Below are 13,623 nucleotides of genomic sequence, written 5' to 3' on the forward strand. Positions count from 1 at the left end.
AATTATCTGGAGTGAAATCATGGAAAACCGAAGGAAACCTGCGCCTCCCGCCACCACGCTCGACATAAACTGCGACTGCAAAGAATTCCTGGTCGATTATCTGACCGCGGCCTTTCCCGTGCGCCAGATGCGCACCTATACCGACGATAGCGGCACGGTGCGCTCGGAACCGATGATCGACGAGGCCGGGCAGCCCGTGCTGTGCCGGGAAGCGATGGCCATGCGCGACCAGCTCCTCGAGCAACTCTGTGCGCTGCCGGTCGTCGGCTCGGCGCTCGATCACATCATCGGGCATTTCGGGACGGAGGCTGTGGCCGAGGTGACGGGCCGCAGCCGGCGGATCGTCGTCGATGCCGACGGCCGTCAGCGGATCGAACGGCGCAGCGCGCGCACGAACCTCGCGGAGACCGACATCTTCATGCGCGGCGAAAAGCGCATCCTGATCTTCTCCGATGCCGGCGGCACGGGGCGGAGTTACCACGCCAGCCTCGACGCGCCCAATCAGAGCCGCCGCATTCACTATCTCCTCGAGCCCGGTTGGCGCGCGGACGCGGCGATCCAGGGGCTGGGCCGCACGCACCGCACCCACCAAGCCTGCCCGCCCTTGTTTCGGCCCGTTTCCACCGATTGCCGTGGCGAACGGCGGTTCATCTCGACCATCGCCCGGCGCCTCGACAGCCTGGGCGCGCTGACCCGTGGCCAACGCCAGACCGGCGGGCAGGGACTTTTCGACCCCCGCGACAATCTGGAGTCCGACTTCGCGCGGGAATCGCTCGACCAGTGGTTTCGCCTGCTGTTCCAGGCAAAACTCCAATCGGTCCACTTCGATCAGTTCCAGGCGCTCACCGGTTTGAACCTGGCCGGGGAGGGCGGGGGGCTCACCGAGACCTTGCCCACGATCCAGCGGTGGTTGAACCGCATCCTGGCGCTGCGCATCGACCTGCAGAACGCGATCTTCGACGAATATCTCGGCTTGATCGAAGCACGGGTGGAAAAGGCACGCGAGGCCGGCACCCTCGATCTTGGCGTCGAAACGATCGCGGCCGACCGTATTTCGATCCTCGACCGGACGGTGATCCGGCGCGATCCCGTGAGCGGCGCCGAAACCGAGATCCTGCGTATCGAAACCGAGGAGCGATATCGGCCGCTGACCCTGGAGCGAGCGCATTGGCTTCTGGCCGACCCGGAAGCGCGCGGGTTGATCAACCCGCGTTCCGGCAAGGCCGCCATTTGCCGGCCGACCTTCTCGCTGACGGACGAAGAGGGGCGGACCGTGCGCCGCTATGAGCTGGTGCGGCCGACGCGCACCGAACGGCACAGGCAGGACCTCTTCGCCGAAACCCATTGGACCGACGTGGACCGCGCGAGCTTCGACGAAGCCTGGCAGGCCGAATGCGACGCAATGGCGGCGCAGACGCGCACGCAGATCATCTATCTGGTCACTGGCCTGCTGCTTCCGGTGTGGGGCAAGCTGCCCGACGATCATGTCCAGGTCTGGCGGCTGACGAGCGATGACGGCCAGTCGCTTCTCGGGCGTCTTATTCCAGCGCCGCTGGTTGAGCGGATTGCCAGCGCATTCGGCATCGCGGCCCATGTCGAGATCGACCTCGGCGCGCGGGTCGAGCACGTCCGCACCTCGGGCGAGATCATGCCGATCGGAGCGCTGCGGCTGAAGCGCGCCTTGGTCGCCGGCGATCAACGCCTCGAATTGCTGGACTGGAAGCCCGAGGCGCTGCCGCATCTCAAGGCGGCGGGCTGCTTCACCGAGATCATCCAGCACCGCACGCGGCTGTTCGTTCCCCCGAGCCGCGCCCTCGAGATCCTCGCCAGGATCACGGACTGACCCGCGGCCGCGCCAAGCGACCGAAGAGAGGGGAGGGGGCCTTCGGCCGGGTGGGCCTGAGTGGCTCAAGCCGGCCGACGAGGTCGGCGCAACCCTCGAAGGAGACAACCGATGATCCAGTCCGTGAAGGTCAAGAACCTCTCGCTCTCGAAGGACAATGTCCGCAAATCCAATCGCGATGCCGACCTCGACAGCCTCGCCGACAATATCGCCGCGCATGGCCTGTTGCAGAATCTCGTGGTCACGCCGCTCAAGAAGGCAGGACATTTCACCGTCAAGGCGGGCGGCCGCCGCTTGCGGGCGCTCCAGCGGCTGATCGATTCAGGTCGGCTTGCCGGGGACCATGAGGTTCAGGTGCTGGTGCTCGAGGATGATGCCGGATCGGCCGAAGCGAGCCTTGCCGAGAATTTCCACCGCGTCGCGATGAACCCGGCGGATGAGTGCTCGGCTTTCAAGCACTTCCTCGACAAGGGCGCGAGTGCCGAGGATGTGGCGAAACGTTTCGGCGTCACGACCCGCTTCGTTGAGCAGCGGGTACGGCTTGCCGAACTGGCTCCTCTCGTATTCGCGGCGCTGGCGGCGGGCGAGATCACGCTGGGGGTCGCCCAGGCTTATGCCGTCACGCCCGACGTCGATCGCCAGGCGCGCGTGTTCGAGAGCATGAGCCGGTCCTATTATGGCGACAATCCCGACAATATCCGCCGTGCGCTCCTCAACGGAACGGTCAAGGCGACCGACGCCAAGGCACGGTTCGTCGGCCGCGACGCCTATGTCGGCGCGGGCGGCCGGATCGAGCGCGACCTGTTCGGTGAAGATGTGGACGAGAGCTGGATCGACGTGGAGCTCATCGAGCAGCTGGCCGCCCAGAAGCTTGAAGCGGCCGCGGAAGCACTCGCTGCCGAACAGAAGCTGGCGTTCGTGACGCCGGTTCTCGCGACGCATGTGCCCTATGATATGGAGTGCCAGCTCCACGAATATCATCCGCCGCTGCGCGAATTGAGTGGGGACGAGCAGGAGCGCGTCGACAGTCTCTCGGATGAGGGCGATGCGCTCATCCGAGAGCTGGAAACTGAACTCGAGGACGGCACGCCCGAGGCCGAGGCGGCTTCGGCGCGGCTCGCCGACATAGAGCGGGAACTCGATACAATCGAGGCGTCGCGCACGATGGTCGACGATGCGATCAAGGACCAGCTGGGCACCTTCATCTATCTGGCGCCCGATGGCAGTCCGCGGGTGCACAGCCGCATGTTCAGTGAGCGCGCCATTCGTCAGGCGGGCGAGGACGCAGAACCCGAAGCACCGTCCGGCAAGGTCGCGGCCTCCCGGCTCAGCGCGATGCTGGTTGACGAACTCGCGACCCAGCGCCGGCAGATCCTGGCGGCCCATGTCGCCTCGGATGCCGGGTTCGCGCTCGATCTCACGATATTCCTGATGGCGCACCGGACGGTGTTCGCCAGCAGCTATGTCCGGGACCACTCGACGCTGCAGGCGGCCGCCGCGAGCTTCCCGATCGTCAGCTTCCGCGATGAAGGCAGCGCGGCGAGCAATGTCCTGACCGAACAGCGCCAGGCGCTCGATGTGAGCTGGGCAGGCGGGAACACGCTGTCGTCCCGCTTCGATGCCTTCCGGCAACTGGATGAACAGGCGCGCGCCGATTGGCTCGCCCATGTCCTGGCGCAGACGCTGGAACCGACACTCAACGTCGACGATGGCGGGCGCCGCAACGGCTTCCACGATCATCTCGGACGGCTGCTCGACATTGATGTCGCGCAATGGTGGCGGCCCGATGCCCAGAACTTCTTCGGGCGGGTGAAGAAGGACGTCATGCTCGAAGCGCTCGACGAGATCGGCGGGCCGGTGCTGCGCGGCCGATACAAGGACGCCAAGAAGGGTGACCTTGCCAATGCCTGCGCTGCGCTCTGTTCGGGGCAGGGCATCGTCGAGGCCGAAGTCCGGGAAAAGGCGCTCTCCTGGCTGCCGGACGAGATGCGGTTCGGCGCGATCGAAAAGCCCGAAAGCTTCCGGAGCTATTCCGCTTTCCTCAGCGATGAAGACGACAGCGACGGCGGATCAGGGGAGATCGCCCCCGATGGCGATGCTGGCGACCTCGAACAGGCCGCCTGAGGCGAACGCCTAACGGCGGGCGGCGCTTTCGTGTCGCCCGCCGCCCTTCATCGGCGGCGCTGAGACAGCCGCTCTTTCGCGGAGTATCCACCATGACCCAATCATCGGGCCGGCCCTCGCCGGCCGAGACCATCACGCGCGCCATCATCGACCGGCTCGAGGCCGGTGTGCGTCCCTGGGTAAGGCCCTGGCGATCATGCGCCGCGCAAGGGCGCCCTCTGCGGGCCAATGGCGAGCCCTATCGTGGCATGAACACCTTTTGGCTATGGCTGGCCGCCGAGCAGTGTGGCTATCGGTCCCGCTACTGGATGACCTATCGGCAAGCACAAAGCCTCGGCGGCCAGGTCCGCGCCGGTGAGCAGTCGCAATTTGCGATCTTCTACAAGGCCTATTCGAAGAAGGTCGATTCCTACGAACGTCCGGGTGAGCTCGTCGATGAGCAGCGCCGGGTCATGCGGTCCTATGCGGTCTTCAATGCCGACCAGATCGACGCACTCCCAGGCGATTTCTATCCCGAAGCCCTCTCCCTCGTCCCGCCGGGCGACCGGCTCGGTCCGCGGGCGGAGCGCTTCGTCGACCGGCTGCCCGCGCGGCTGCGATGTGGCGGCGATCGTGCTTATTACGATCTGCGCCAGGACGTCATCACCATGCCGCCGGTCGAGCAATTCGACACGCGCGCCGCCTGGGCAGCCACCATCGCGCATGAGGCCGGCCACTGGACAGGCCATCCAGCCCGGCTTGCCCGATCGTTCGGGAAGCGCTTCGGCGATCAGGCATATGCGTTCGAGGAGTTGGTCGCCGAACTGACAGCAGCGCTGATTGGCGCCGATGTGGGTCTCCCAACCACCCATCTCGACGATCACGCGGCTTATATCGGCTCCTGGCTCGCCATTTTGCGCAAGGATAATCGCGCATTGCTGACGGCGGCTGCGCGAGCGGAGGAAGCCGCCGGGTTTCTGCTGCGGGCAACCGATCTCGCTTGCGAGGATGATCTGGACGAGCAGGCGGCTGCTTGATCTCGCCATGTCGCCGATTGCACCATATCCATATATCCGCTATCGTGGATATATGGATAACGAATCTGTCATCGTCGCGTTGGGCGCGCTTGCCCAAGCCACGCGCCTCGACGCCTTCCGCCTTCTGGTGCGTCACGAACCCGAAGGCCTTCCTGCCGGCGAGGTCGCCAAGGCGCTGGATGTCCCGCAGAACACGATGTCGGTGCATTTGGCGACCCTGGCGCGTGCCGGCCTGGTCACATCCGAGCGGCGCAGCCGGATCATCAACTACCGCGCCGATCTCGATGCGCTCCGCTCCGTGATGCTGTTCCTCGTCAAGGACTGCTGTGGTGGCCGGGCCGAGCTCTGCCATCCACTTGCGGATGAACTGCTTGCCTGTCGTGCTGCCTGAAAGGACATCAACATGACTGATCGCCTGTTGAACGTACTGTTTCTTTGCACGGGCAATTCCGCCCGTTCCATCATGGCCGAGGCGATCCTCAGCCGTGAAGGGCTAGGCCGTTTCAAATCGTTCAGCGCCGGCAGCCAGCCCAAGGGCGAGGTCCATCCGTTCACCATTCATCTCTTGGAGAAGCTGAACTACGACGCAAGCCGGTTCCGCTCGAAGAGTTGGGAAGAGTTTTCCGGCCCCGATGCGCCGTCCTTGGATTTCGTGTTTACGGTCTGCGACAATGCCGCCAACGAGCTTTGCCCGGTTTGGCCGGGGCAGCCGCTGACCGCCAATTGGGGGGTGCCCGATCCGGCCGCTATCGAGGACAGCGAAACGGTGCAGCACGCGGCCTTCTTCGATACATACAGGATGCTGTTCAATCGCATCTCGCTGTTCACCAACCTGCCGTTCGAAGGCCTCGACAAGATGAGTCTACAGAACCGGCTGAACCGGATCGGCAAGGAACAGGGCCGCGCCGACCTCCCAAGCGAAAAGGTGCCTGGTGCATGGGCAATGCCGCAATCGATATCGTCATCTATCACAATCCCGAGTGTGGGACGTCGCGCAACACGCTGGCGATGATCCGCAACGCCGGGATCGAGCCGCATGTGATCGAATATCTCAAGACGCCGCCCAACCGCCCGCGCCTGGTTTCGCTCATCGCCCGCATGGGCATCAGCGCACGCCAGTTGCTCCGCGAGAAGGGCACGCCCTTCGCCGAGCTGGGTCTTGCCGATCCGACGTTCAGCGATGACCAGCTCATTGATGCGATGATCGAGCATCCGATCCTCATCAACCGGCCAATCGTTGTGTCGCCGCTCGGCGTGAAACTCTGCCGTCCATCGGAAGAGGTGCTCGATCTTCTCCCGTCCGCCCAGCGCGGGGCTTTCACCAAGGAAGATGGCGAGCAGGTCATCGACGCCGCCGGCAAGAGGATCGGGGCGTGAACGCGACCGTTGCGGCACAACCCAAGCCGGCGATCAACAGCTTCGAACGCTATTTGAGCGTCTGGGTGGCGCTCTGCATCGCTGTCGGCATCGCGCTCGGCTATTCGCTGCCGAATCTGTTCGCAGCCATCGCATCGGCCGAGATCGCGCGCGTGAACCTGGTCGTGGCTGTGCTGATCTGGCTGATGATCGTCCCCATGCTGCTCAAGATCGACCTCGGCGCGTTGGGGTCGGTTCGCCAACACTGGAAGGGCGTCGGCGTCACCCTCTTCATCAACTGGGCGGTGAAGCCCTTTTCAATGGCGCTGCTCGGCACGCTGTTCCTGGGATGGCTCTTCCGGCCGCTGCTGCCGCAGGGCGAGATCAACGCCTATATCGCCGGGCTCATCCTGCTCGCCGCCGCCCCCTGCACGGCGATGGTGTTCGTCTGGTCGAACCTATGCGACGGCGAGCCGACCTATACGCTGAGCCAGGTGGCGCTCAACGACGTGATCATGGTCTTCGCCTTCGCACCGCTGGTCGGACTGCTGCTGGGCGTCGCCTCGATCACAGTGCCCTGGGACACGCTGCTCATCTCGGTCCTGCTCTATATCGTCGTGCCCGTCATCGTCGCGCAGATCATTCGTCGGGCGTTGCTATCGTCAGGCGGGCAGCCGGCGCTGGATCGGCTGCTGGCAACGCTTGGGCCGGTGTCGCTGGTTGCGCTGCTGACGACGCTCGTCCTCTTGTTCGGCTTCCAGGGCTCGGCGATCCTGGCTCATCCGCTGGTCATCGCACTGATTGCCATTCCCATCCTCATCCAGGTCTACTTCAATGCGGGCCTGGCCTATTGGCTCAGTCGGCGCTTCGGCGTGGCCTGGTGCGTCGCCGCTCCGGCCGCGCTGATCGGCGCGTCCAATTTCTTCGAGCTCGCGGTTGCAGCCGCGATCAGCCTGTTCGGCCTCAATTCCGGGGCCGCGCTCGCGACCGTGGTGGGCGTGCTGGTCGAGGTGCCGGTAATGCTGTCTGTCGTCAGCATCGTGAAGAAGACGCGGCCCTGGTACGAGCAACGCGTTCCTGCATGATCGCTACACTGCTGGATCCCAGGTCGCTTTCCGACCTGATGGCGGAGCTGAGCGCGGCGGGTCTGCCTGCCAGTGATCTCGCCGAGGCGGGACGCCGCTTCTTTCGGTTCGAGGATGATGCGGGCATTGTCGGCTATGGCGGGATCGAAGGCGACGGCTCCGACCGCCTGCTGCGCTCGCTGGTCGTGAAGGCCGATCGGCGCGGATGCGGATTGGGCGGTGCCATTCTCACGGCAGTCGAACGCGCTGCAGCTGATGAGGGCGCGACTAGCCTGTACCTGCTCACCACGACCGCCGAGCCTTTCTTTCGCCGTCACGGCTATGAAACAGCCGAACGGACCGACGTTCCTGCCGTCATCGCGCAATCGGCCGAGTTCCGATCGCTATGCCCGGCGAGCGCCGCCCTTTTGTACAAATGGATTGCCTGATGTCGCGTCTTCGTATCCTTCCCGAACCCGATCACATGCCCGCGCTGGACCGTGCAATGATCCGGCCCGATCTCGCCGCCGGGCTCGGCGCGCTTGAGCCGAAACCTCGCATCCTCCTCCTCTACGGCTCGCTGCGCGAGCGGTCGTTCAGTCGCTTCGCGGTCGAGGAAGCGGCCCGGCTGCTCATCCTCTTCGGCGCCGAAGTGCGGATCTTCGATCCGGCCGATCTCCCGCTCCCCGACCAGATCAAGGACGATGATCACCCGGCGGTGCATGAGCTTCGCGAGCATGCGCTCTGGTCCGAAGGCATGGTCTGGTGCAGCCCCGAACGGCACGGCCAGATCACCGGCATCATGAAAGCGCAGATCGACCATTTGCCGCTCGAATTCGGCGGCATGCGTCCGACCCAGGGCCGGACCCTGGCCGTCATGCAGGTTTCGGGCGGATCGCAGTCGTTCAACGCAGTCAACACGTTGCGGCTGCTCGGGCGGTGGATGCGCATGTTCACCATCCCCAACCAGTCGAGCATTGCTATGGCGTTCAAGGAGTTCGACGAGGACGGCCGTCTCAGTGCCTCAAGCTATTATGACCGGATCGTCGACGTCATGGAGGAGCTGGTGCGCTTCACGGTGCTGACACGTCGCCATGCCGATCAACTCGTGGACCGCTATTCGGAACGCAAGGCGGCAGCCGCCAAGCGCGACGCGGCACAAGATCTGGCCTCACGGTCGACGGCCTGACGGCCCGGCGCTTGCGATGCGACGCGCTTTCATGCCGTCCTGTGCGCATCGGGAGATCGGGTTGCGGGTGCCCTTCTTAAGGTCCTCTGCGCCATGAATGCCTGACGCGACAGGGCCTTCGCGCCTTTCGCCAGAGGATGCGGCACATGGGCCATCGCGCTGGCGGCGGCAACCCGAACGCTCCGGCCGTGTTGGCGCGCCGAGGCGCGCCGGCCCGCACCACCCGGACCTTATCGGGTTCCCCTTGGGCGTTGCCCGGCGGTGCCGCCGCCGCTTTTTCGATGGCCCGGAGGGTGCGCATCCGGCGGGAAGGCCGCCGGCCCTGCGACACGGAAAGGCAATCCCTCATGACCAGCTCCCTTTCAGCAGTGCTCCAAGCACTCGAACTCGGCCATCTCGACCTGACGGGCGACCAACGCACGATGGAAGCGCCGCCACCGGCCGAGGCGCTCGAACAGACCGTCAGCGCCATCTGGAGCGATCTCTTCGCGCTCTTCCCCTTCACCGCGCTCGAACGCGACATCGAGGATCTGGGCTGGGGCTTCGTCAATCTCTTCCACCGCGCGGCCGCCAAGAAGCATCAGCTGATCGACCGCCTGACCGACGAGATCCGGCTCCTGCTCGCCGAGCAGGACGGGTCGGAGATCGCGACCGCCGATCTCGAGGACAAGATCGATCTCGCCCGCAAGGTCGAGCAGTCCGCCCAGGCCTATGAGGGGATGCGCGACACCGCGGCGCGCCACTATCTGCACGAGACCGGCCGCTCCTGGGTGCCCGCGACCGGCAACCGCATCTCGCTCGGCACGACCGCTGCGATCGTCGATGGCCGGGCCTATTTGCAGGCGCGGCGCGAGCGGGTGCGCGATGCCAATATGGTCCATGGCACGCCCGTGGTCTTCGCCGGCGGGCGCCTTCGCTTCGCCAGCGACGACGAGGCCAAGCAGTTTGCCGACAATCTGCTGCGGACCCTCAAGGCCGTGCGCGAGCGTGTGGGCGACATGTATCTCGTCCATGGCGGCGACATGAAGGGCATCGAGCGTCTTGCAGCATCCTGGGCCGAGCAGAACGGCATCCAGCAGCTGCGGTTCGGCCTTGATCGCAAGCTTGGCGATCGTGCCGGCTTCCGGCGCAACGAGCAGATGCTCTCGGTCAAGCCGCGCTACGTCATCGCCTTCCAGGGCAACGGCGTCACCGAAAGGCTGGTGATCGAGGCCAAGGCGCGCGGCATCCATGTCGTCGATCGCCGCGGACCGCTCGGAACGCCGCCGGCGGCTTTATCCCGCGGCTGACCGCCGTGCCGGCCGCTTCGGCGGCCGGCTTTTCTCAATCTCACGAATGCCGGTGCCGGAGGGGAGGGGGCGGGGTGGATGCGTCCCTTGTTCCCTTTCGGAGGTTCCGCATCATGTTCATGCCCGATCGCGCCAGTGCGTGCGCGCTCCTTGCCTTCCGCGCCGCGCATGGCCGCCACTGGAAGGCGAAGCTACTGTCGTTATGGTCAACGGGCAGCGATGTGGACGAAGCCGATGGCGCTTACTTACGGCATTTGCGCAACCAGGCCGGTCCCTCCTGGCTCCGCCAGCTGACGCCGCGCCGCTGGCGCGCGATCGAAAGATTGGCGGCGCCCGGCGATCCGGTGCTTGCAGCCGTGTTTCTTGATCGTGCGCGCGAATTTCATCGCGGCGCGCAGATTGGCGCGCCTATTGCGCTTGCGCCGGCACTGCACTTGCTCGCGATCTCCTGCGAACTGGGTTTGAAGGCGCATCTTTTGGGTCATGGCTGGACGGACGATGCGCTGGCCCGCGATATCCGTCATGACCTTGTCCGCGCCCTCGACGAGGCGCGGCAGCTAGGCCTGCCGGCGCCCGGTCGTCCGCTGGCCGATTTCATCAAGAGCCTCGGCCCGGCCTATGCGGTGCATCGGATCGACGCGCTGGTGGCAGGTGGCTATGCCTGCAACATCGGCGCCGTGCTTTGCGAGACCGGGCAGCTCCTCGATGCCGTGGCGGCCCGCCTGAGCCCAGCCATGCCAGGCGCCGCCACCTTGCTCACCTCCTCATCCCCCTCCGCGTGATCGTGCAACGGACATCGTGTCGAGCCCGCGAGAGGCCATGCGAAGGACCTACAATCCCGTCCTGCGGCTCAAGGGACGGGCAGATAAGGCACGGGCGTAAGGTCCGCGAGATGCCGGACCGGCGAGCTCAGTAAAGCCGGCAATATCGGCGGTTTCGATGGGTGGGCTCCGGTCATGGCCCAAGCGACGCACCGTCCTTCTCCTCATCTGACCCCTAAGCCGGCCGTCCGGCCCATCCAACCCGCAAGCCATCGGGCCGAGTTGCCGTGTGCCACGGCTGCCCGCACCACCCCTTGTCTCGGGGTTCCCCGGCGCTGCGCTGCCGGTGGATGGGCCGTCCTGTCCGCCTTGGCCGGGGATCAGTCGAAGGGACGGTCCCTTGGACCCACATCGAAGGAACTCAGGCCATGCAGAACCTCGTCATCCTCGCCGGCAATGTCGGTGGCACGCCGGAAACCCGCACCACCCAGGGCGGCACCCGCATTACCCATTTCAGCCTCGCCACCTCGCGCCCGAAGCGCGACAGCAACGGCAAGATCCTGCGCGACGACAACAATCGCCGCCTCGAGGACACCGAATGGCACCGGATCACCTGCTTCAACGGCGTCGGCAAGACGGTCGAGCAATATGTCGACAAGGGTATGAAGGTCATGGTCCGGGGCCGTATCCACTACACCCGCTGGACCGACAGCGAGAATATCGAACGCTACGGCGTCGAGATCATCGCCGACGAGGTGACCTTCCTCACCCGCGCCAAGTCCAACGAGAATAGCGGCGGCGGCAACGAGCCCGAAGACGATGAAATCCCCTTCTGAGCTCGGACAGGGCGGCCCGGCGGCATCGCCGCCGGGCCTCTTATCCTGTTCAGGCGCGGCATGGTCCCAAGCGGATCAGCGGGATCGGCATCGCCCCTTGGCATAGCGCTCCCAGCGCAGCACGGTGCCGGTCGCAATCATCGCGCAGCTGAGATCGCCGATGCCGGGCGCGTTGCACCAGGCGCCGGTCCGGTTGCCCTTGGCTTCGCCGGTCGAGACGCAGCGCATGGTGGGGCCAGCCACGCGAATATGCCCGGTGGATGTCTGGCCGCGCGGTCCGCCAAGCAGGCGCACCAACGCATCGCGGGCGGCCGGGCCACTTGCTCTCGGACAGGGCTGGCCGGGGCGGCAGCTGTTGTCGATCTCGCGCGCGGCAATGCCGGCGAGCCGCACATGGGCGCCCTCGCGGCACCAGATCGGGCCATCGCCATCCCAGACGCGCGTCGGTGTGCAGGCGAAGGTCTGATCATTGGGGACCACGGCGGCGGCAAGCAGGAGCGGGAACAGCATCCGGCGGGGCTAACCGACAAGCGGCGGCCTGTCATCCGGACCCGTTGGATGGAGCGGCAGGCAGGGCAAGGGGTGGGGCGCGACATCGGCGGGGACCTGGCCTCCTGGCCGGCGGGTTCGCCCGCTCTCAATCGGCGCGATCCTTGGTCCACCCGGTGACCTTTTGCGATCAACCCGCAAGGGGTCCGGTCGCTTCGCTACGGCTTTTTGGGCCTCCAGCCAAAAAAGTGATCGCGGCCACCGGCCGGACACATCGGGCGCCTGTCGAGCGGGACGAACCCGCCGGCGCGCAAAGGAGCCTCGACATGTTCACCGACATCGCAATCGCTCGCCGCCACGCCTTCAGCCTCTCGCGCAGCCTCATGATGGTCACCTTCGTCATCGCGATCGGGCAGCATTACGGGGTCATCACCGCCGAAGACGCCGACGGCAGCGTCGCCATCGTCACCGAATTCGATCCCTTTGCCTGACGGCTCGACCGGGAGCCGCTCGGCTCCCGGTTATTCCCCGCGCTTCGCTCGCGGCTTGCGCCGAAGACGAGAACCGATTGTTCAGATGCCGCGACTATGCTGCGATAATGACGATTGAGGCTGCGATAGCGAATGCCGGCGATGATGCCCTGTGGGCGCGCGTCACCCAGGAGGTGAACGCCTGGCGCGGTGCCTGTCTGCAATGCTTCGCCGCGGTGGAGGTGGCCGTTACCGAGACTTTGCTGCATCTGAGCGCTCAGCCGGGACGAGGACAGTCGGTGAAGCTACGGCATTTGGTCGGGCAACGGCTCGATGACCTTGCTGCACTCGTCAATGAGGGCGGCCCCTTTTCCGTGGAGGGAAAGGGTGTCGCGAGCCTGCTGGCGGAATTTCGGCACCAGGAAGGGCTGCGCACGATGCTCGCCCATGGCCAGGCGAAGCTGACAGTCGAACGGACCAGTCGATGGGCCGCCATCTTTCGTGTGATCGCGATCCGGGCACGGCAGGCTGATCGTTCGACGCTCGTGATCGAAGAGAACGAGGCGGCGGAGAGGCTTCAGCAGCTCCGTAAGGTATCGCAGAAATTGTGTTCTGCACTTGGCAATCTGCGACGGGCGGTTGCCGTCTGAAAGTCGGATTTCTCTGCATCTATGCGCTGAGAATGGCGGCTCCGGCGCGGCCGGACCGGGCTCTAGGCTTCGCCCTGAGCCTTGTGCCAAGTCTCAGCCCATTCGGGTGACGATCCCTGCCGTGACTGCTCGCACTTCTCAACCCTGCGCGCAAACTATGGCCCGGCCGGTCGCGCCGCGCGCTGGAGGGCAGTTGGCCAGGCCCGCACGCAGGTGCTCATCGTGCAGCAATATGTGCCAGGGACGGTCATGGCCCCGCGCCGCGAGATAATAGGCCGCGCCGTCGCAGCCGACCATGCGGCATCGGGCCTGCCGGTCGATGAGGCTGGCGCCTGCTCCATGGAGCCCGATCAGGGCATCGACATCCTCGCGCATCAACGCACCGCAGCGGCGGCATTGCGATCGGACGAGGATCTGGCGCAGCCGCATCGCCTGGAGTGACGCGGTCCAGGCCGGGGCAAGGCGGAAGAGAGTGGCGCTGCTCGTCATGATGGGCGGAGGATAGCGCCGGGCTCTCCGCGGAGCCAGAGAATCAG

At 65.6% G+C, this 13,623-nt stretch carries 16 protein-coding genes; 14 read left to right on the top strand and 2 right to left on the bottom strand.

Annotation, left to right across the window (positions count from 1 at the left end):
- The first annotated feature begins 19 nt into the window (after window positions 1-19).
- The 12 genes from ACM608_RS00505 (at window position 20) to ACM608_RS00560 (ending at window position 11,478) form a co-directional block, all read left to right on the top strand.
- Window positions 20-1,843, top strand: a complete 1,824-nt coding sequence (locus ACM608_RS00505; protein WP_419680977.1) for a strawberry notch C-terminal domain-containing protein — start codon at window positions 20-22, stop codon at window positions 1,841-1,843.
- A 111-nt stretch (window positions 1,844-1,954) separates the two neighbouring features.
- Window positions 1,955-3,967: a ParB/RepB/Spo0J family partition protein gene (locus ACM608_RS00510; RefSeq protein WP_419680979.1), complete on the top strand. Its 2,013-nt coding sequence runs from the start codon at window positions 1,955-1,957 to the stop codon at window positions 3,965-3,967.
- Between the two features lie 92 nt (window positions 3,968-4,059).
- Window positions 4,060-4,983: an ArdC family protein gene (locus ACM608_RS00515; RefSeq protein ID WP_419680981.1), complete on the top strand. Its 924-nt coding sequence runs from the start codon at window positions 4,060-4,062 to the stop codon at window positions 4,981-4,983.
- A gap of 52 nt (window positions 4,984-5,035) precedes the next feature.
- Window positions 5,036-5,374, top strand: coding sequence for an ArsR/SmtB family transcription factor (locus tag ACM608_RS00520; protein ID WP_013849891.1), 339 nt, complete (start codon window positions 5,036-5,038; stop codon window positions 5,372-5,374).
- 12 nt (window positions 5,375-5,386) lie between these two features.
- Window positions 5,387-5,995: an arsenate reductase ArsC gene (locus ACM608_RS00525; RefSeq protein WP_419680984.1), complete on the top strand. Its 609-nt coding sequence runs from the start codon at window positions 5,387-5,389 to the stop codon at window positions 5,993-5,995.
- Entirely contained in the window at window positions 5,920-6,360 is a 441-nt protein-coding gene (gene arsC, locus ACM608_RS00530; protein WP_419680986.1) for an arsenate reductase (glutaredoxin), read from the top strand. The genes ACM608_RS00525 and arsC overlap by 76 nt, the downstream gene beginning before the upstream one ends.
- Window positions 6,357-7,424, top strand: coding sequence for an ACR3 family arsenite efflux transporter (gene arsB / locus ACM608_RS00535; protein ID WP_419680988.1), 1,068 nt, complete (start codon window positions 6,357-6,359; stop codon window positions 7,422-7,424). The genes arsC and arsB overlap by 4 nt, the downstream gene beginning before the upstream one ends.
- Window positions 7,421-7,852 (top strand): arsenic resistance N-acetyltransferase ArsN2, encoded by a 432-nt coding sequence (arsN2, locus tag ACM608_RS00540; protein ID WP_056383886.1) that lies wholly within the window; start codon window positions 7,421-7,423, stop codon window positions 7,850-7,852. The genes arsB and arsN2 overlap by 4 nt, the downstream gene beginning before the upstream one ends.
- Window positions 7,852-8,592 carry an arsenical resistance protein ArsH gene (gene arsH / locus ACM608_RS00545; protein WP_056383962.1) on the top strand — a complete coding sequence of 247 codons (741 nt, stop codon included), beginning with the start codon at window positions 7,852-7,854 and terminating at the stop codon, window positions 8,590-8,592. Before arsN2 ends, arsH begins: the two co-directional genes overlap by 1 nt.
- A 347-nt stretch (window positions 8,593-8,939) precedes the next feature.
- On the top strand, window positions 8,940-9,881 hold the full coding sequence (locus tag ACM608_RS00550; RefSeq protein ID WP_056383887.1) for a DUF2493 domain-containing protein: 942 nt from the start codon (window positions 8,940-8,942) through the stop codon (window positions 9,879-9,881).
- A 113-nt stretch (window positions 9,882-9,994) separates the two neighbouring features.
- Window positions 9,995-10,663 carry a hypothetical protein gene (locus ACM608_RS00555; RefSeq protein WP_419680991.1) on the top strand — a complete coding sequence of 223 codons (669 nt, stop codon included), beginning with the start codon at window positions 9,995-9,997 and terminating at the stop codon, window positions 10,661-10,663.
- Window positions 10,664-11,070: 407 nt separating this feature from the next.
- On the top strand, window positions 11,071-11,478 hold the full coding sequence (locus ACM608_RS00560) for a single-stranded DNA-binding protein (protein WP_007688067.1): 408 nt from the start codon (window positions 11,071-11,073) through the stop codon (window positions 11,476-11,478).
- A gap of 75 nt (window positions 11,479-11,553) precedes the next feature.
- Here ACM608_RS00560 and ACM608_RS00565 read toward each other — a convergent pair whose 3' ends face one another.
- Window positions 11,554-11,988 carry a thermonuclease family protein gene (locus ACM608_RS00565; RefSeq protein WP_007688066.1) on the bottom strand — a complete coding sequence of 145 codons (435 nt, stop codon included), beginning with the start codon at window positions 11,986-11,988 and terminating at the stop codon, window positions 11,554-11,556.
- A 305-nt stretch (window positions 11,989-12,293) separates the two neighbouring features.
- Between ACM608_RS00565 and ACM608_RS00570 the strand changes: the two genes are divergently transcribed.
- Complete coding sequence (locus ACM608_RS00570; protein WP_007688065.1) at window positions 12,294-12,458, top strand: hypothetical protein; 165 nt, start codon at window positions 12,294-12,296, stop codon at window positions 12,456-12,458.
- A 107-nt stretch (window positions 12,459-12,565) separates the two neighbouring features.
- Window positions 12,566-13,087 (top strand): hypothetical protein, encoded by a 522-nt coding sequence (locus ACM608_RS00575; RefSeq protein WP_031295760.1) that lies wholly within the window; start codon window positions 12,566-12,568, stop codon window positions 13,085-13,087.
- A 138-nt stretch (window positions 13,088-13,225) separates the two neighbouring features.
- On the opposite strand, the gene ACM608_RS00580 is transcribed toward ACM608_RS00575, so the two are convergent.
- Window positions 13,226-13,576: a hypothetical protein gene (locus ACM608_RS00580; RefSeq protein WP_066564291.1), complete on the bottom strand. Its 351-nt coding sequence runs from the start codon at window positions 13,574-13,576 to the stop codon at window positions 13,226-13,228.
- Window positions 13,577-13,623 lie beyond the last annotated feature (47 nt).

The organism is Sphingomonas sp. ID0503 (genome assembly GCF_048565625.1).
Taxonomy (GTDB): domain Bacteria; phylum Pseudomonadota; class Alphaproteobacteria; order Sphingomonadales; family Sphingomonadaceae; genus JBLZUR01.